The sequence below is a fragment of the Variovorax defluvii genome (assembly GCF_039541515.1).
GTDB lineage: Bacteria > Pseudomonadota > Gammaproteobacteria > Burkholderiales > Burkholderiaceae_C > Variovorax > Variovorax defluvii.
Map to the genome: position 1 here is coordinate 231,499 of NZ_BAABGJ010000020.1, position 16,902 is coordinate 248,400.

15 protein-coding genes and 1 pseudogene are annotated in these 16,902 nt (G+C 68.6%); 11 read left to right on the forward strand and 5 right to left on the reverse strand.

Translation table 11 applies throughout. The features are described 5' to 3' along the window. The first annotated feature begins 117 nt into the window (after window positions 1–117). The 8 genes from glpD (at window position 118) to ABEA07_RS12295 (ending at window position 8,614) form a co-directional block, all read left to right on the forward strand. Complete coding sequence (gene glpD, locus ABEA07_RS12260) at window positions 118–1,680, forward strand: glycerol-3-phosphate dehydrogenase (protein ID WP_345538150.1); 1,563 nt, start codon at window positions 118–120, stop codon at window positions 1,678–1,680. Beyond that, window positions 1,671–2,747: an ABC transporter ATP-binding protein gene (locus tag ABEA07_RS12265; protein WP_345538113.1), complete on the forward strand. Its 1,077-nt coding sequence runs from the start codon at window positions 1,671–1,673 to the stop codon at window positions 2,745–2,747. Before glpD ends, ABEA07_RS12265 begins: the two co-directional genes overlap by 10 nt. Window position 2,748: 1 nt before the next feature. After that, window positions 2,749–3,819 carry an ABC transporter ATP-binding protein gene (locus ABEA07_RS12270; RefSeq protein WP_345538114.1) on the forward strand — a complete coding sequence of 357 codons (1,071 nt, stop codon included), beginning with the start codon at window positions 2,749–2,751 and terminating at the stop codon, window positions 3,817–3,819. Further along, window positions 3,816–4,706 (forward strand): carbohydrate ABC transporter permease, encoded by an 891-nt coding sequence (locus tag ABEA07_RS12275; RefSeq protein ID WP_345538115.1) that lies wholly within the window; start codon window positions 3,816–3,818, stop codon window positions 4,704–4,706. Before ABEA07_RS12270 ends, ABEA07_RS12275 begins: the two co-directional genes overlap by 4 nt. Next, window positions 4,706–5,518: a carbohydrate ABC transporter permease gene (locus ABEA07_RS12280; protein WP_345538151.1), complete on the forward strand. Its 813-nt coding sequence runs from the start codon at window positions 4,706–4,708 to the stop codon at window positions 5,516–5,518. The genes ABEA07_RS12275 and ABEA07_RS12280 overlap by 1 nt, the downstream gene beginning before the upstream one ends. A gap of 326 nt (window positions 5,519–5,844) precedes the next feature. Next, window positions 5,845–6,153: a DUF2160 domain-containing protein gene (locus tag ABEA07_RS12285; protein WP_345538116.1), complete on the forward strand. Its 309-nt coding sequence runs from the start codon at window positions 5,845–5,847 to the stop codon at window positions 6,151–6,153. Window positions 6,154–6,238: 85 nt separating this feature from the next. Beyond that, window positions 6,239–7,969, forward strand: a complete 1,731-nt coding sequence (locus ABEA07_RS12290) for an ABC transporter substrate-binding protein (RefSeq protein ID WP_345538117.1) — start codon at window positions 6,239–6,241, stop codon at window positions 7,967–7,969. Between the two features lie 84 nt (window positions 7,970–8,053). Then, the gene (locus tag ABEA07_RS12295) at window positions 8,054–8,614 is read left to right on the forward strand and encodes a histidine phosphatase family protein (RefSeq protein WP_345538118.1); all 561 of its coding nucleotides are present in this window, start codon (window positions 8,054–8,056) and stop codon (window positions 8,612–8,614) included. Here ABEA07_RS12295 and ABEA07_RS12300 read toward each other — a convergent pair whose 3' ends face one another. From ABEA07_RS12300 to ABEA07_RS12320, 5 genes are all read right to left on the reverse strand, one after another. Next, entirely contained in the window at window positions 8,615–9,232 is a 618-nt protein-coding gene (locus tag ABEA07_RS12300; RefSeq protein WP_345538119.1) for an HD domain-containing protein, read from the reverse strand. A 3-nt stretch (window positions 9,233–9,235) separates the two neighbouring features. Then, on the reverse strand, window positions 9,236–10,303 hold the full coding sequence (gene mltB, locus ABEA07_RS12305; protein WP_345538121.1) for a lytic murein transglycosylase B: 1,068 nt from the start codon (window positions 10,301–10,303) through the stop codon (window positions 9,236–9,238). Window positions 10,304–10,366: 63 nt separating this feature from the next. Continuing rightward, window positions 10,367–12,364: a transglutaminase TgpA family protein gene (locus ABEA07_RS12310; RefSeq protein WP_345538122.1), complete on the reverse strand. Its 1,998-nt coding sequence runs from the start codon at window positions 12,362–12,364 to the stop codon at window positions 10,367–10,369. Further along, window positions 12,358–13,344: a DUF58 domain-containing protein gene (locus ABEA07_RS12315; protein ID WP_345538124.1), complete on the reverse strand. Its 987-nt coding sequence runs from the start codon at window positions 13,342–13,344 to the stop codon at window positions 12,358–12,360. Before ABEA07_RS12315 ends, ABEA07_RS12310 begins: the two co-directional genes overlap by 7 nt. Beyond that, entirely contained in the window at window positions 13,341–14,261 is a 921-nt protein-coding gene (locus ABEA07_RS12320) for an AAA family ATPase (protein ID WP_345538125.1), read from the reverse strand. The genes ABEA07_RS12315 and ABEA07_RS12320 overlap by 4 nt, the downstream gene beginning before the upstream one ends. 73 nt (window positions 14,262–14,334) lie before the next feature. Between ABEA07_RS12320 and ABEA07_RS12325 the strand changes: the two genes are divergently transcribed. From ABEA07_RS12325 to ABEA07_RS12335, 3 genes and pseudogenes are all read left to right on the forward strand, one after another. Continuing rightward, complete coding sequence (locus tag ABEA07_RS12325; RefSeq protein WP_345538126.1) at window positions 14,335–15,288, forward strand: histone deacetylase family protein; 954 nt, start codon at window positions 14,335–14,337, stop codon at window positions 15,286–15,288. A gap of 3 nt (window positions 15,289–15,291) precedes the next feature. Then, window positions 15,292–16,572 carry a mechanosensitive ion channel family protein gene (locus tag ABEA07_RS12330; RefSeq protein ID WP_345538128.1) on the forward strand — a complete coding sequence of 427 codons (1,281 nt, stop codon included), beginning with the start codon at window positions 15,292–15,294 and terminating at the stop codon, window positions 16,570–16,572. A gap of 142 nt (window positions 16,573–16,714) precedes the next feature. Next, window positions 16,715–16,902: pseudogene (locus tag ABEA07_RS12335) on the forward strand (electron transfer flavoprotein subunit beta/FixA family protein); the annotation flags it as partial.

The following is a 16,902-nucleotide window of genomic DNA, read 5'->3' on the forward strand; positions in this document are numbered from 1 at the left end:
AAATCGCGCTTTAAGGAATCAAAATGAAAAAAAGCGAACAATGCCTCAGGCGGAATCCGTGAAGAAAGTCACAGCAACGTGAGCGCCAGCCCTTCATCTTCATCGGCCCAGCGGCCCATGGTCGACGTGCTCATCGTCGGCGGCGGCATCAACGGCTGCGGCATCGCCCGCGACCTGGCCGGGCGCGGCTGGCGCGTGCTGCTGTGCGAGAAGGACGATCTCGCGGCCCACACCTCTTCGGCCTCCACCAAGCTGATCCACGGCGGCCTGCGCTATCTGGAGTACTACGAGTTCTCGCTCGTGCGCAAGGCGCTGCAGGAGCGCGAGGTGCTGCTGCGCAGCGCGCCGCACATCATGTGGCCGCTGCGCTTCGTGATGCCGCACGACCCGTCGATGCGGCCGGCGTGGATGGTGCGCATCGGCCTCTTCCTCTACGACCACCTGGCGCGGCGCGAGGTGCTGCCGGGCTCGCGCGGGGTCGACCTGCGCGCGCACCCGGCCGGCGCGCCGCTCAAGTCGGTATTCAGGCGCGGCTTTGTCTATTCCGACGGCTGGGTGGACGATGCGCGGCTGGTGGTGCTCAACGCCATCGACGCGCGCGCCAAGGGCGCCGAGGTGCTGACCCGCACGCGCTGCGTCGGCGCGCAGCGCGACGCCGACGGCTGGACCGCCGTGCTGGAAGGCCCGGCCGGCCGGCGCACGGTGCGTGCCCGCGCGGTGGTGAATGCCGCCGGGCCCTGGGCGGAGGCCTTCCTGCGCGGCGTGGCGCAGCCCGCGCGCGGCGAGGCCCTGGCGACGCGGCACCTGCGCCTGGTGAAGGGCAGTCACATCGTGGTGCCGCGCGTGTTCGAGCACGACCACGCCTACATCTTCCAGAACCCGGACAAGCGGATCATCTTCGCCATCCCCTACCAGGGCGACTTCACGCTGATCGGCACCACCGACATCGAGTTGAGCGGCGACGACCCCGGTGCGGCCCGCATCGCGCAGGACGAGGTCGAGTACCTCTGCACGCAGGCCAGCCGCTATTTCGAGAAGCCCATCCTCCCGGCCGACGTCGCGTGGACCTACTCGGGCGTGCGCCCCTTGCTGGACGACGCCTCCGGCGACCCCTCGGCCGTGACGCGCGACTACATGCTCGAGTCCAACGCCACGGCCGCGCCGCTGCTGTCGGTGTGGGGCGGCAAGATCACGACCTTCCGCAAGCTGGCGGAAGACGCGGCCGACGAAGTGGGCCGCATGCTGGGCGAGGCGCGGCCGGCCTGGACCGAGTCGGCTTTCCTGGCGGGGGGCGACCTGTCGGCATGGATCGGCGCGGCGAAGCGGCCCGACGAGGATTTCGAGCGCTTCGTGGCGGCGGTGCAGGCGAAGCATCCCTGGCTGGAAGCATCGCTGGCGCGCCGCCTGGCGCGCGCCTACGGCGCGCGCATTTCGGTCGTGCTCGGCGACGCACGGTCGATGCAAGACATGGGCGAAGCGGTGGCACCCGGCCTGCACGAGCGCGAGCTGCGCTACCTGCGGGACGAGGAATGGGCCTGCAGCGGAGACGACGTGCTGTGGCGCCGTTCCAAGCTCGGCCTGCGCTTCACGCCCGAGCAGCGCGAACGCGTCGGCGCATGGATGCGGGAGCAGGTGCCGCCATCGGCGCAGCGGGTACGGGAAGGAGTTGCATGCAGCTGACATTGGAGCGCGTCACCAAGAAGGTGGGTGCGCAGACCTGGCTCTACGAGCAGAGCATCGCGCCGAAGCGCGGCGCGGTGACGGTGCTGCTCGGCGCCACCCAGTCCGGCAAGACCAGCCTGATGCGGTTGATGGCCGGGCTGGACACCCCCACCGAGGGCCTGGTTCTGGTCGACGGGAAGAACGTGACGGGCGTGCCGGTGCGCGAGCGCAATGTCGCGATGGTCTACCAGCAGTTCATCAACTACCCCTCGCTGAAGGTGGCCGACAACATCGGCTCGCCGCTCAAATTGCGCGGCGAGAAGAACATCGAGGCGCGGGTGCGCGAACTGGCGGACAAGCTGAGCATCGGCCAGTTCCTCGACCGCTACCCCTCCGAGCTGTCGGGCGGCCAGCAGCAGCGCGTGGCCCTGGCGCGGGCGCTGGCCAAGAACGCACCGCTGGTGCTGCTGGACGAGCCCCTGGTCAACCTCGACTACAAGCTGCGCGAAGGCCTGCGCGAGGAGCTCACGCAGCTCTTCGCCACCGGCGATTCGACCGTGATCTACGCCACCACCGAACCCGGCGAGGCCCTGCTGCTCGGCGGCCACACGGCGGTGATGGACGCGGGCGAACTGCTGCAGTACGGGCCCACGGCCGAAGTCTTCCACGCGCCCCAGTCGCTGCGCGTGGCGCGCGCCTTCAGCGACCCGCCGATGAACCTGCTGGCCGGCCGCGTCGCCGCCGGCGGCGTGCAGCTTGCGGGCGGCCCGCTGGTGCCGCTGACGCTGTCGGCGGGCATCGACGGCGCGGTCACGGTGGGCCTGCGCGCCAGCGCGCTCGACGTGGCCGCGCGCGAGGGCGACATCGCCATCCCGGGCAAGGTGGAACTGGCGGAAATCTCCGGCTCCGACACCTTCGTTCACGTCGAGACCCTGGTGGGCGAGCTGGTGGCGCAGCTGACCGGCGTGCACCGCTTCGAGCTGGGCACCGCCATCACCCTGTACTTCCCGGCCGCGCAGGCCTATGTGTTCGACGCGTCGGAGCGGCTGGCCGTGGCGCCGGCCTGGCGGCGCACGAGAGCTTGACATGGCACGCATCGACCTCGACCTGGCCCACGCCTACCGGCCCCACCCGCAGCAGGACAGCGACTACGCGCTGCTGCCGCTGACCCTGAGCTTCCGCGACGGCGGCGCCTATGCCTTGCTCGGCCCCTCGGGTTGCGGCAAGACCACCATGCTCAACATCATCTCGGGCCTGCTGGTGCCGTCGCAGGGCACCGTCAGCTTCGACGGGCGCGACGTCACGCACGCGTCACCGCAGGAACGCAACATCGCGCAGGTGTTCCAGTTCCCGGTGATCTACGACACCATGACCGTGGCGGAGAACCTCGCCTTTCCCCTGCGCAACCGCAGGCTGCCCGCCGAGCAGATCAAGAAGCGCGTGGGCGAGATCGCCGAGATGCTGGACATGAGCGGCCAGCTCAACCAGCGCGCGGCGGGCCTGGCGGCCGATGCCAAGCAGAAGATCTCGCTGGGCCGCGGGCTGGTGCGCAGCGACGTCTCGGCCGTGCTCTTCGACGAGCCGCTCACGGTGATCGACCCCAACCTCAAGTGGCAGCTGCGGCGCAAGCTCAAGCAGATCCACCGCGAGCTCAAGCTCACGCTGATCTACGTCACGCACGACCAGGTGGAGGCGCTGACCTTCGCCGAGGAGGTGGTCGTGATGACGCGCGGCAAGGCGGTGCAGGTGGGCAGCGCCGACGCACTGTTCGAGCGGCCGGCCCACACCTTCGTCGGCCACTTCATCGGCTCGCCGGGCATGAACTTCCTGCCGGTGCAGGCCACCGGCTGGTCGCTGGAGGTCGCCGGGATGCGGCTGACGACCACGCGCACACTGCCCGAAGGCCCGCTGAAGCTCGGCATCCGGCCCGAGTACGTGACGCTGTCCGAGCCCAATGCGCCCGGCGCGCTGCAGGCCACGGTGACGCAGCTGCAGGACGTGGGCACGCACCAGATGCTGACCGCGCGGATCGGCGACAGCGTGATCAAGGCCCGCCTGGATTCTTCCGCGGCCGTCCCCGGGAAAGGCGAGGCCGTGTGGCTGAAGGTGGTGGACACGCACACCTGCTTCTATCGCAACGAGGAACTGGTGGCATGAACGGCTACAACAAACCCATCAACCAGAAGGCCTGGTGGCTGGTGCTGCCGGTGCTGCTGTGCGTGGCCTTCTCGGCCATCGTGCCGCTGATGACGGTGGTCAACTACTCGGTGCAGGACATCATCTCGCCCGAGCGCCGCGTGTTCGTCGGCACCGAATGGTTCGCCTCGGTCATGCGCGACGACGAGCTGCATGCCGCGCTCGGCCGGCAGCTCGTGTTCTCGCTGGCGGTGCTGCTGGTGGAAATTCCGCTGGGCATCTGCCTCGCGCTGTCGATGCCTTCGACCGGCTGGAAGTCGTCCGCCGTGCTGGTGATCATCGCGCTGTCGCTGCTGATCCCCTGGAACGTGGTCGGCACCATCTGGCAGATCTACGGCCGTGCCGACATCGGCCTGCTCGGCTACGCGCTGCAGAAGCTGGGCATCGACTACAACTACACCGGCAGCGCGGGCGATGCCTGGTTCACCGTGCTGGTGATGGACGTGTGGCACTGGACGCCGCTGGTCGCGCTGCTGTGCTATGCCGGACTGCGCTCGATCCCAGATGCCTACTACCAGGCCGCGCGCATCGACGGCGCCAGCCGCTTCGCCGTGTTCCGCTACATCCAGCTGCCCAAGATGCGCGGCGTGCTGATGATCGCGGTGCTGCTGCGCTTCATGGACAGCTTCATGATCTACACCGAGCCCTTCGTGCTCACCGGCGGCGGCCCGGGCAACGCCACCACCTTCCTGAGTCAGTACCTCACGCAGAAGGCCGTGGGCCAGTTCGACCTGGGGCCGGCGGCGGCGTTCTCGCTGATCTACTTCCTGATCATCCTGCTCCTGTGCTTCATCCTCTACAACTGGATGCAGCGCGTGGGGACGCAGGAAACGGAGGAACCGAAATGATGGAGCACCAGCGCTTTCGCAAGCGCAGCATCTTCCTGCTGCTGTACATCCTGTTCGCGCTGCTGCCCATCTACTGGATGGTCAACATGAGCTTCAAGACCAACGAGGAGATCCTGTCCAGCTTCTCCTTCTTTCCGCAGCAGTTCACCTGGTCCAACTACGCGCGCATCTTCACCGACGAGTCCTGGTACTCGGGCTACATCAACAGCCTGATCTACGTGGGCATCAACACCGTGGTCTCGCTGGTGGTGGCGCTGCCGGCGGCCTATGCCTTCTCGCGCTATTCCTTCCTCGGCGACAAGCACATCTTCTTCTGGCTGCTGACCAACCGCATGACGCCGCCGGCGGTCTTCCTGCTGCCATTCTTCCAGCTGTACACGACGGTGGGTCTGATGGACACGCACCTGGGCGTGGCGCTGGCGCACCTGCTGTTCAACGTGCCGCTGGCGGTGTGGATTCTGGAAGGGTTCATGAGCGGCATCCCGCGCGAGATCGACGAGACGGCCTACATCGACGGCTATTCCTTCCCGCGCTTCTTCCTCACGATCTTCCTGCCTCTGATCAAGGCGGGCGTGGGCGTGGCGGCCTTCTTCTGCTTCATGTTCAGCTGGGTCGAATTGCTGCTGGCCCGCACGCTGACCAGCGTGAACGCCAAGCCCATCGTGGCGACCATGACGCGCACGGTCAGCGCCTCGGGCATGGACTGGGCCACGCTGGCGGCGGCCGGCGTGCTGACGATCGTGCCCGGCGCGATCGTGATCTGGTTCGTGCGGCACTACATCGCGAAGGGCTTCGCGATGGGACGCGTCTGAAGGAGACCTGGCGATGGCTGCGAGCCCTCTTCGGGGAACACCGCGGAACCGGCTTTGCCGGGCCGCTGGTGTTGCCCCCGGAGAGGGGGTTGGCGGACCACACGAAGTGGGGGAGCCTGGGGGAGAGCAACATCCTTCGCGGAACCGGCTTCGCCGGGCCGCTGGTGTTGCCCCCGGCGAGGGGGTTGGCGGACCACACGAAGTGGGGGAGCCTGGGGGAGAGCAACATCCTCCGCGGAACCGGCTTTGCCGGGCCGCTGGTGTTGCCCCCGGCGAGGGGGTTGGCGAAGCGACACGAAGTGCGCGAAGACTGGGGGTGAGCTGATATGTTCGAATGGATGGTATGGACCACGCCCGTGGCCGTCTTCTTCTGCTGCATCGCGCTGATGCTGGTGTTCATGACCGTGTGGGAGATCAAGTCCCCCACCACGCTGCGCCGCGGCTGGCTGCCCATGGAGACCACGCGCGGCGACCGGCTCTTCATCGGCCTGCTGGTCGCGGCCTACATCAACCTGATCTTCATCGGGCTGGCCGGCAAGCTGCAGGAATGGATGGGGCTCGAGGCCGAGCCCTCCATCTGGATCAGCTTCGTGCTGTCGATGCTGGTGCTGGCGCTGATCATGCGCAAGGGCTAGCGATGTTTCCACACTGTCCGGCTCTTCGCTTTCCCGGGGGCCGGCATGTGCACAACACGGGAAGCAACTCGAGGAGACATTGATCATGAAGATTCGCTACACGGCGTTGGCACTGGCAGCGGCCGCCTGTGCCATTCAGAGCGCGGGGGCCGGCGAGGCCGAGGCCAAGAAGTGGATCGACAGCGAGTTCCAGCCGTCGACCCTGAGCAAGGACCAGCAGACGGCGGAGATGAAGTGGTTCATCGATGCGGCCAAGAAGCTGCAGGCCAAGGGCGTGCGCGAGATCTCGGTGGTCTCGGAAACCATCACCACGCACGAGTACGAATCCAAGACCCTGGCCAAGGCCTTCGAGGAGATCACCGGCATCAAGGTCAAGCACGACCTGATCCAGGAAGGCGACGTGGTCGAGAAGCTGCAGACCTCGATGCAGTCGGGCAAGTCGATCTACGACGGGTGGATCTCCGACTCCGACCTGATCGGCACGCACTACCGCTACGGCAAGATCATGAACCTGACCGACTACATGGCCGGCAAGGGCAAGGAGTACACCAACCCTGGGCTGGACCTGAAGGACTTCATCGGCACCAAGTTCACGACCGCGCCGGACGGCAAGCTCTACCAGTTGCCGGACCAGCAGTTCGCCAATCTCTACTGGTTCCGCGCCGACCTGTTCGCGCGGCCTGAGCTGAAGGAAAAGTTCAAGGCCAAGTACGGCTACGACCTGGGCGTGCCGCTGAACTGGAGCGCCTACGAGGACATCGCCGAGTTCTTCAGCAACGACGTGAAGACCATCGACGGCAAGCCCATCTACGGCCACATGGATTACGGCAAGAAGGACCCGTCGCTGGGCTGGCGCTTCACCGACGCCTGGCTGTCGATGGCCGGCTCGGCCGACATCGGCACGCCCAACGGCCTGCCGATCGACGAGTGGGGCATCCGCGTGGCCGACGACAAGTGCACGCCGGTGGGCGCCAGCGTGTCGCGCGGCGGCGCCACCAACTCGCCGGCGGCGGTCTATGCGCTCACCAAGTACGTGGACTGGATGAAGAAGTACGCGCCCAAGGAAGCCACCGGCATGACCTTCGGCGAGGCCGGCCCGGTGCCGGCGCAAGGGCAGATCGCGCAGCAGATCTTCTGGTACACCGCCTTCACCGCCGACATGACCAAGCCCGGCCTGCCGGTGGTCAATGCCGACGGCACGCCCAAGTGGCGCATGGCACCCGGCCCGAACGGTCCGTACTGGAAGCAGGGCATGCAGAACGGCTACCAGGACGTGGGTTCCTGGACCTTCTTCGCCAACCACGACGAGAACCGCACCGCGGCCGCCTGGCTCTATGCGCAGTTCATCACCGCCAAGACCACCTCGCTCAAGAAGACCATCGTGGGCCTGACGCCGATCCGCGAATCCGACATCCAGTCCAAGGCGATGACCGACATGGCGCCCAAGCTGGGCGGGCTGGTCGAGTTCTATCGCAGCCCGGCGCGCGTGGCCTGGTCGCCCACCGGCACCAACGTGCCGGACTACCCCAAGCTCGCGCAGCTGTGGTGGAAGAACGTGGCCGAGGCGGTGACGGGCGAGAAGACCCCGCAGAAGGCCATGGACAACCTGGCCGAGGAGATGGACAACGTGATGGCCCGCCTGCAGCGCGCCGGCATGGCCAAGTGCGCGCCCAAGCTCAATGCCAAGGGGGACCCGAACAAGTGGCTGAGCGACCAGCACGCACCGTGGAAGAAGCTGGCCAACGAAAAGCCCAAGGGCGAGACCATCGACTACGAGAAGCTGCTGACGGCCTGGAAGGAAGGCAAGGCGCGCTGAGTGTTTGGGGCTTCGTGAAGGCTGCCGCGCGATGGGCGCGGCAGCCGCTTTGCTTTGGGGCTGGGTCTTTGCTAGCCTCCGTGCATGAACGGACGGCGCGACTTCATTCTGCTGGGCGCGGCCCTGTGGCTGCAGCGTGCCTATGCGCAGCAGGGCGATGATGCGATGGCTGGGCGCCTGCGCGCCGGCAGTTGCGCATTGCTGTGGCGCCATGCGCAGACCACGCCGGGCATCGGCGATCCACCCGGTTTCAGCCTCGCGCAGTGCAGCACGCAGCGCAACCTGAGCGATGCGGGCCGTGCACAGGCGCGCGCGGCGGGCGAATGGTTCCGCAGCCGCGGCCTGGCGCCGCGCGCGGTGCGTTCCAGTGCCTGGTGCCGCTGCAAGGACACGGCCGACCTGGCCTTCGGCACGCACGAGCCCTGGGCGCCGCTCAATTCGAGCTTCGCCAACCCCGCCGTCGCGCCCGGGAACCGGGCACGGCTGCTGGCCGGGCTGGCGCGCATTCCGGCCGGCGCCTTCGAGGTGTGGGTGACGCACCAGGTCAACATCACGGCCTTCACCGGCGAAGCGGTGGCGATGGGGGAGGCGGTGGTGGTGGACCGCGACGGCCAGGTCGTGGCGCGCGGCGGCTTCGGCGGCTGATCAGCCGATCGCCTGGCGCAGGTTGTGGCGGGCCTGCTCCTCGCGCGTGGCGCGTATCGACGGCGTGAGATAGAGCGGTTCGCGCGCCAGGAAGGCGCCCAGGATGCGCTTGCGCCTGGGCTCGAAGACATCGGGCGGCACGTGGGCGTACTCGATGCGGATCTGCCGCTCGTACTCGGCGAAGCGCGGCGCCGGCGCGCCGAGGATGGACAGGTCGATGTCGACCAGCAGTTGCGCATCCGCCTCCTGCGGTTGCGCCTGGTGTCGCGTGGCCATCACGAGCGCATGGACGCGCTGCGCGGCATCGGGCGACACGCGTGCGTCGAGCATGGCCTGCCGTGCCCAGTCGGCACTGCGTTCCTCGTTGTCGTGCCCGTGCACGTCGTAGATGGCGTCGTGGAAGAAGAGCGCCAGCGCAACCTCGCCCGGACGCAGCGCACGGGTGCGTTCGCGCGCCAGGCCTTCGAGGCATTCGTCCAGGTGCTGCAGCGTGTGGTAGGCGCGGTGGGGCTCGGCGTAGCGCGTCTCCAGTTGCGCGAGCAAGGCGTCATCGGAAGCGGTGGTGCCCAGATCGCGCCAGGCATCCTGCCAGGCCGCGCGGCGCGCCTCAAGCTGCATCGTCTATTGCTCCATCGCGGCGCGCACCTCGCGCCCGAGGTCCAACACCGACATCGCGTAGTAGCTGCTCCAGTTGTAGCGCGTGATCACGTAGAAGTTCTGCGTGCCCGCGACGTAGCTGGGCGGGTCGGCGCCGTTCTGCAGCTCGATCAGCGCCAGCAGCCCCTTGTGCTCGAGTGCTTCGCCTTCGAGAACGGCACCGCCGGCCACGAAGGCGTCGGCGCTGAAAGTGGGCCGGATGTCGGGGGCCAGCAATACGTCCTTGCGCAGCCGGGCTTCGTCGAAGGCCACGGGGTAGACGGACGGCATGCCTGGCGTCCAGCCGAAGGCCTTGAAGTAGTTGGCGACCGAGCCGATCACGTCGGCCGTGCTGTTGACCAGGTCGATGCGGCCGTCGCCGTCGTAGTCGATGGCGTACTTGGCGATGCTGCTGGGCATGAACTGCGGCATGCCCATGGCGCCGGCGTAGCTGCCCACCGGCACCATCGGATTCTCGGCGGTGCGGCTCTCGGTGCTGAGGAAGCTTTCAAGCTCGCCGCGGAAGAAGGCCTGGCGCTCGGCCGCGCGCGGATGGCCCTGCGGGAAGTCGAAGGAGAGGGTGGCCAGGGCGTCGATGACGCGGAAGTTGCCCATGTTGCGGCCGTAGATGGTCTCCACGCCGACGATGCCGACGATGATCTCGGCCGGCACGCCGAACTCGGCCTCGGCCCGCGCCAGCGTGTCGGCGTTGGCGCGCCAGAAGCGCACGCCGGCACCGATGCGCGCCGCGTCGATGAAGCGGCTGCGGTAGACGCGCCAGTTCTTCGCCGTGCCGCGCGGCGCGGGCAGCATGAGGCGCGGCACGTTGGGCAGCAGGCGCGCGTTGCCGATGGTGGTGCGCACCCACGTGCGGTCCAGGTTGCGGCGCTCGGCCACGTCGTCGGCGAAGCGCATGGCGTCCTCGCGCGTGGCGTAGAGCGTCTCGCCGCGCACGGCCTTCTGTGTCTGGGCCGCGGCGGGGAGGAGAGGAAGGGTCGCGCCCAGCAGGACGAGGATCGACGAGAGGAGGGCGGTCGGAAGGAGGCGGCGCATGGGCCCCGATTGTGCCGTCGCGTGCTGCCGGCCCGCCCGAAATCGTGGTGTTCTTGCGCGCTTTCAACGCGGCCACGACAGGCGGCGGAATTCCGCGCGCAGGGCGGCCAGCCCGGGCCCGGGCGTGGCGGCGTAGCGCTGTGCCTCGAGCTTGAGCAGCCAGTCCTGCGCCGCCTGCGTGCCGGCGCCGAAGCGCTCGGCCAGGCGTGCCGCCATCTGGCGGGGCGGCGCGGCCTCGGGCAGATCGATGCCGGCCCGGGCCAGCCGTGCGCGCGCCTGGTCCAGGAGGCGGAGCCAGGGGTCGTGCCGGCTGCGCTCCCACAGCGTCCAGCCGGCCCCGGCCAGGCTGGCGGCCACCAGCAGGAGCAGCAGCACGGTGGCGAGGTCCTGCAGGCTGGGGGCCTCGAAGCCCAGGTTCCTGAGCAGATCGAGCTGCCGGTTTTGCGTGTAGTTGAGTACCCACTGGTTCCAGCCGTTGTTCAGCGCTTCCCAGGCGGCGCGCAGGTTCTGCGCCAGCGTGGGGCTGACCGCCACCATCGCGCCCGCGAACAGGCCCGGCTGCGGCGCCAGGCGCTGGAACTGGCCGATGCGGTCCGGCGAGATGGCGGCGGTGGGGTCGACCCGCACCCAGCCCCGGCCTTCCTGCCACACCTCGGTCCAGGCGTGAGCGTCGCTGTGGCGCAGCGTCCAGTAGTTGTCCACGCCGTTGAGCTCGCCGCCCTGGTAGCCGGTGACGATGCGCGCGGGGATGCCGAGGGCGCGCATCAGCACCGCGAAGGCCGAGGCGATGTGCTCGCAGAAGCCGGCCTTCTTGTCGAACCAGAACTCGTCGGCGGTGTCGTCGCCGTAGATGCCGGGCTCCAGCGTGTAGCTGTAGCCGCCGGTGCGCAGGCGCTGCAGCGCGGCCTGCACGAAGGCCTGCGTATCGGCACCGGCGAGCGCCGGGTCGCTCTTCATCTGGGCGGCCAGTGCGACGGTGCGCGGGTTGGAGCCGGGCGGCAGCATCGTGAGGCTGCGCAGGCCGGCGTTGCGCCGCAGGGGGCCGCTTTCGAAGCGGGTGAAGCTGCGGGCGCGGTAGCGCACCATGTCGCTGATCGGCCGGGTCGCCGCCCATTGCAACTCGGGCGTGGAGTACAGCTCGTAGCCGGGCAGCCCGGGCTTGTCGGGAGTGGCGTCCAGCGTGAGCAGCCAGGGCCGGCTGCTGGGTTCGAGCGTGACCTGGTAGTCCACGGGCTCGCCCTGCACGCGCAGGTCCGATGGCGCGCCGCGCGGGAACAGCGGCGGGGCCGTCCATTCGCGGCCGTCGAAGCGGGTGAGCACCGGTCCGCGGAAATACAGCACCTGCTGCGGCGGCACGCGGTCGCCGTCGAACTGGATGCGCGCGGCCATGCCGTCGTCCAGCGCGAGCCGCGCGATGCTGCCGACCTTCATGCTGTTCGACAGGCCGGTGCGGCCGGCCATCGCGTCGCTGGGCGTGCCCCACAGCGGCGCCATGCGCGGGAAAAGCAGGAACAGCGCGAGCATGATCGGCGCGCCGAGCAATGCCATCCAGCCGGCGGTGCGCGCCGCCTGCAGCAGCGGCGGTTTCCCGACCGGCATGTGGGCGTTGACCAGCGCCGTCAGCAGGCCCAGCAGCCCCAGCAGCATCGCCAGCGCCGTCGGCAGCGACTGCGAGTAGAAGAAGTTCGTGAGCATCGTGAAGAAGCCCAGGAAGAAGATGACGAAGGCATCGCGGCGCGCGCGCAGCTCCAGCGTCTTGAGCGCCAGCAGGATCACGATCAGCGTCACGCCGGCGTCGCGGCCCAGCAGCGTGCGGTAGGTGGCGTAGGTGGAGGCCATCGTGACGGCGAGCAGGGCGACCCGCCACCAGCGGCCGGGCAGCGGCTTGGCCTGGACGGCGAGGGTGCCGCGCCAGACCAGGACGATGGCGGTGAGGGCGCTGCACCACCACGGGATGTTGGGAAGCTGGGGAAGCAGGATGAGGGCGATGACCGAGAGCAGGAACAGGGTGTCCCGGGCTTCTCTCGGAAGAGCCTGCAGCTTTTGCGCGGGTTTCAGCACAGCGCCAGCACCTCCAGGCAGCGCCGGCGATGGGCCTCGCCTTGCGAGGGCGGGACGGTCCTGCCCGCGACACGAAGGCCGTAGTCCACGCCCAGCCGGTCCGCCATCAGCACCCATGCGCAGAGACGCGACACGCGTCCCTCCGGGTCGCTCAGCCCCGTGTGCTGCGCATCCAGCCAAAGCTCCTGGCGCTGGGCCTGCTGCGTGTCCCGGCTCACGAGTTCTTCGGAGCCGACGGCCTGCGCCCGGGCGGCCCGCTTCCAGACCACCAGCTTCAGCGGATCGCCGCGCCGGTAGGCCCGCACGCCGTCGTATTCGCCGGCCACGTGGCTGCGCATCGCGGTGGAGGCCGCCTGCCCCGCCAGCGGCTCGCCCGGCGGAAGCGGTGGCGGATGCGCCTCGGGCGCCGGGTAGACCAGCACTTGTGCCGCCGGCCGCCACACCGTCCACACGCGGAAGGTGCCGAGCGGAAAGCGGGTCTCGGCCGTCAGCGTGGGCACCGGGTGCAGCCCGCGCCGGTCGGCCTTGAACGCGACCTCGACCGTTTCGCTGCCCTGCGCCGGCACGTCGCCCCAGGACCATTGGCCGCTGTGGCGGACGGCGAGGCCGATGCCGTAGCGCGTGGTCCGCCGCGTGTTGCTGAGCACCACGCGCAGCACGGCGGCTGCCCCGGCGTATTGGGGGTCCGGCGCCAGCAGCCGCAGGCCCAGCCCGCGCAGCGTCCCATGGCCGACGTGCATGCCGACCGCCACGCTGCCCGCCAGCAGGAAGGTCAGCAGGTAGCCCAGGTTGAGCTGGTAGTTGATCGAGCCGATCAGCAGCACCAGCAGGGTGGCGCCCAGCATCCAGCCCGCGGGCGTGGGCACGATGTAGACGTTGCGCTGCGTGAGTTCCAGTGTGTCGGAAGGCGGACGGCGCGACAGGAACCAGCCGTCGATGCGCGCGCGGACCGGTGCGAGGAGGCGCGCGGAGGGGTTCACGGCAGGGGAATCGCGGCGACCATGGCGCGCACCTGCTCGACCGCGCCGCGCCCCGCATCGCCGACCGGGGTGAGCCGGTGGGCGATGGTCTGCGGCAGCACGGCCTGCACGTCGTCCGGCGCCACGTAGTCGCGGTTGGCCAGCAGGGCCTGCGCCTTGGCCGCGCGCAGCACCGCGATGCCGGCGCGCGGCGACAGGCCCTGCAGGAACCAGCGGCCCGAGCGGGTGGCGGCGATCAGGTCCTGCACGTAGTTCAGCAGCGGCTCGGCCGCATGCACCTGCAGCACGCGCTGCTGCAGCGCGGTGAGTTCGCCCGCGGTCAGGAGCGCGGGCAGGCCGGCCAGCATCTCGCGCCGGTCGGCGCCGGCGAGCAGGGCGCGCTCGGCCGCGCGGTCGGGGTAGCCGAGCGAGATGCGCATCAGGAAGCGGTCGAGCTGCGACTCGGGCAACGCGAAGGTGCCCAGCTGGTCGTGCGGGTTCTGCGTGGCGATCACGAAGAAGGGGGCGGGAAGAGGTCGGGTCTCGCCCTCGACGGTGACCTGCTTCTCTTCCATGGCTTCGAGCAGGGCGCTCTGGGTCTTGGGGCTGGCGCGGTTGATCTCGTCGGCCAGCAGCACCTGCGTGAAGACCGGCCCGGGGTGGAAGACGAAGGACTGCTGGCCCCGGTCGTAGATGGCCACGCCCGACAGGTCGCCCGGCATCAGGTCGGCGGTGAACTGGACGCGCGAGAACTGCAGGCCGAAGGTGTGGGCCAGTGCGTGGGCCAGCGTGGTCTTGCCCACGCCCGGCACGTCCTCGATCAGCAGGTGGCCGCCGGCCAGCAGGCAGGCCACGCAGTCGCGCACCTGCGCCTCTTTGCCGACGATCACCGTGTTAAGCTGGCCGAGCAAACTGGCGAGCTTCGCGGCGACGTCCATTTTTGTATCCATATGCAAACGATACCGTAAGCCCTGCGGCCTTGCGCTTCATGAGCCTACGAGGTGACCGACCATGGGCAAAACCGGCTACTTCACACACCGCGACTGCTGGAAGCACGACATGGGCATGGGCCATCCGGAGTGTCCTCAGCGGCTCGATGCCATCGAGGACCGCCTGCTGCTGACCGGCGTGGCCGATGCCCTCGAGCACGGCGAGGTGCCGCTGGCCACGCTGCAGCAGATCACGCGGGCCCACAGTGTCGCGCACATGGAGCACCTGGAGGCGCTCAACGACCGCCTGGTGGCGGACGAGCCGGCCGGCGGCCCGACCCATGCGCAGCTCGATCCCGACACCGCGCTCACCCGCTTCACCATGCTCGCCGCCCGGCGCGCCGCCGGTGCGGCCATCGCCGCGACCGACGCGGTGATCTCCGGCGCGTTGGAAAACGCTTTCTGCGCCGTGCGCCCGCCCGGCCACCATGCCTGCCACGACAAGGCGATGGGCTTCTGCTTCATCAACAACGTCGCGGTGGGCGTGCGCCACGCGATCGAGGTGCATGGGCTGGAGCGTGTCGCGATCGTCGACTTCGACGTGCACCACGGCAACGGCACCGAAGACATCTTCAGCAACGACCCGCGGGTGCTGATGGTGAGCTTCTTCCAGCATCCCTTCTACCCCTACAGCGGCACCGACCACCCGGCGTCCAACATGCTCAACCTGCCGGTGCCGGCCTACACCAAGGGCATGGACGTGCGCGAGCTCATCGAGGCCTGCTGGGTGCCGCGGCTGGAGGACTTCCGTCCGCAGATGGTCTTCGTCAGCGCGGGCTTCGATGCGCACCGCGACGACGACCTGGGCCAGTTGCGCCTCAACGAAAGCGACTTCGCCTGGATCACCGAGCGCATCCGGGCTGTCGCGCGCCGCCACGCCCAGGGACGCATCGTGTCCATGCTGGAGGGCGGCTACAACCTGGATGCGCTCGCCGCCAGCGTCGAGGCGCACGTGCGGGTGCTCGCAGATCTCTGAGCAATGAATTTCGACGACTTCACGCAACGCCTTTCCCGGATCGACTCCCAAAGCCTCCTGATCGAACTGGCCGCCCTGGTGGGCTGCGTGGCCCTGGCATGGGTCATCTGCCGCTGGTTCGGGCGCGACCAGCCCAAGGAATCGATCTGGTTCGGCGAACACACCTTCGACGGCCTGCTGTTTCCGCTCCTGGCCGTGCTGCTGACCGACCTGGCGCGGCGCTTCACGCTCGACTTCCAGCCGGTGCTGGTGCTGCGCATCGCGGTGTCGGTGTTCCTCTCGCTGGTCGCCATCCGTCTCTTCGCGCGCGTGCTGCGGGTCGTGTTCCCGGCCTCGTCGCTGGCGCGGCTGGTGGAGCGCACCATCTCCTGGGTTGCCTGGGTCTGTGCGGTGTTGTGGATCGTGGGCCTCCTGCCCGCGGTGCTGGCGGAGCTGGACAACATCACGCTGTCCTTCGGCAAGAACCAGGTCAGCCTGCGCACGATGCTCGAGGGGGCGCTGTCCGCGGCCGTCGTGCTGGTGGTCACGCTGTGGATCGCCTCGACAGTGGAGACGCGCATCCTGCGCAACGCGCTCACCGACCTGTCGATGCGCAAGGTGGCATCCAACGCCTTGCGTGCCGTGCTGCTGTTGATCGGCCTCTTGTTCGCGCTGTCGGCGGTGGGCGTGGACCTGACGGCGCTGTCGGTGCTCGGCGGCGCGCTCGGCGTCGGCCTGGGCTTCGGGCTGCAGAAGCTGGCGGCCAACTACGTCAGCGGCTTCGTGATCCTGCTGGAGCGCTCCATCCGCATCGGCGACAACGTGAAGGTCGATGGCTTCGAGGGCCGCATCACCGACATCAAGACCCGCTACACGCTGGTGCGCCAGGGCAACGGGCGCGAGTCGATCGTACCGAACGAGTCGCTGATCACCAGCCGGGTCGAGAACCTCTCCGTGTCGGACCTCAAGTTCAACCTCAGCACCGTCATCGTGGTCGGCTACGACAGCGACGTGGCGCAGGTGCAGGCCATCCTTTGCGATGCGGCTTTGACGCAGCCGCGGGTGCTGCGCGACCCGGCTCCGGTCGCTTTCCTCACGAACTTCGCGCCCGACGGGCTGGAGTTCACGCTCAACTTCTGGATCGCCGATCCCGACAAGGGCAAGGACAACGTGCGCTCGCCCATCAATGTCGCCGTCCTCGAAGGGTTGCGCAGTGCCGGCATCGACATTCCCTATCCGCAGCGCGTGCTGCGCGTCGAATCGTTACCTCCTGGCCTATCGGGAACGAGTGAAGCTCGCCTATAATTCTTTGCAAAAAAGCACGACCGTTCTTTTTTCCTGCAGTGCAGAACGGCGAGATCCAGAGAACAGTTCCCCGCAGCCCGGTGCCTAAAATCCAAGGTTTCCCTGCATTCCCCCGGTTTCGCAATTCAATGGAGTCACACCAATGAAGGTCCTGGTCCCCGTCAAGCGGGTCGTCGATTACAACGTCAAGGTCCGCGTCAAGTCCGATGGCACGGGCGTCGACATCGCCAACGTGAAGATGAGCATGAACCCCTTCGACGAGATCGCCGTCGAAGAAGCGGTCCGATTGAAGGAAAAGGGCGTCGCCACCGAGATCATCGCGGTCTCCTG

What these genes read in the sequence shown, in the direction of transcription:
- ABEA07_RS12280 (WP_345538151.1), top strand. Translation starts at nt 4,706, where the DNA reads ATGGAGCACCAGCGCTTTCGCAAGCGCAGCATCTTCCTGCTGCTGTAC.
- ABEA07_RS12295 (WP_345538118.1), top strand. Translation starts at nt 8,054, where the DNA reads ATGAACGGACGGCGCGACTTCATTCTGCTGGGCGCGGCCCTGTGGCTG.
- ABEA07_RS12290 (WP_345538117.1), top strand. Translation starts at nt 6,239, where the DNA reads ATGAAGATTCGCTACACGGCGTTGGCACTGGCAGCGGCCGCCTGTGCC.
- ABEA07_RS12285 (WP_345538116.1), top strand. Translation starts at nt 5,845, where the DNA reads ATGTTCGAATGGATGGTATGGACCACGCCCGTGGCCGTCTTCTTCTGC.
- ABEA07_RS12300 (WP_345538119.1), bottom strand. Translation starts at nt 9,232, where the DNA reads ATGCAGCTTGAGGCGCGCCGCGCGGCCTGGCAGGATGCCTGGCGCGAT.
- ABEA07_RS12275 (WP_345538115.1), top strand. Translation starts at nt 3,816, where the DNA reads ATGAACGGCTACAACAAACCCATCAACCAGAAGGCCTGGTGGCTGGTG.
- glpD (WP_345538150.1), top strand. Translation starts at nt 118, where the DNA reads ATGGTCGACGTGCTCATCGTCGGCGGCGGCATCAACGGCTGCGGCATC.
- ABEA07_RS12325 (WP_345538126.1), top strand. Translation starts at nt 14,335, where the DNA reads ATGGGCAAAACCGGCTACTTCACACACCGCGACTGCTGGAAGCACGAC.
- ABEA07_RS12320 (WP_345538125.1), bottom strand. Translation starts at nt 14,261, where the DNA reads ATGGACGTCGCCGCGAAGCTCGCCAGTTTGCTCGGCCAGCTTAACACG.
- mltB (WP_345538121.1), bottom strand. Translation starts at nt 10,303, where the DNA reads ATGCGCCGCCTCCTTCCGACCGCCCTCCTCTCGTCGATCCTCGTCCTG.
- ABEA07_RS12265 (WP_345538113.1), top strand. Translation starts at nt 1,671, where the DNA reads ATGCAGCTGACATTGGAGCGCGTCACCAAGAAGGTGGGTGCGCAGACC.
- ABEA07_RS12330 (WP_345538128.1), top strand. Translation starts at nt 15,292, where the DNA reads ATGAATTTCGACGACTTCACGCAACGCCTTTCCCGGATCGACTCCCAA.
- ABEA07_RS12270 (WP_345538114.1), top strand. Translation starts at nt 2,749, where the DNA reads ATGGCACGCATCGACCTCGACCTGGCCCACGCCTACCGGCCCCACCCG.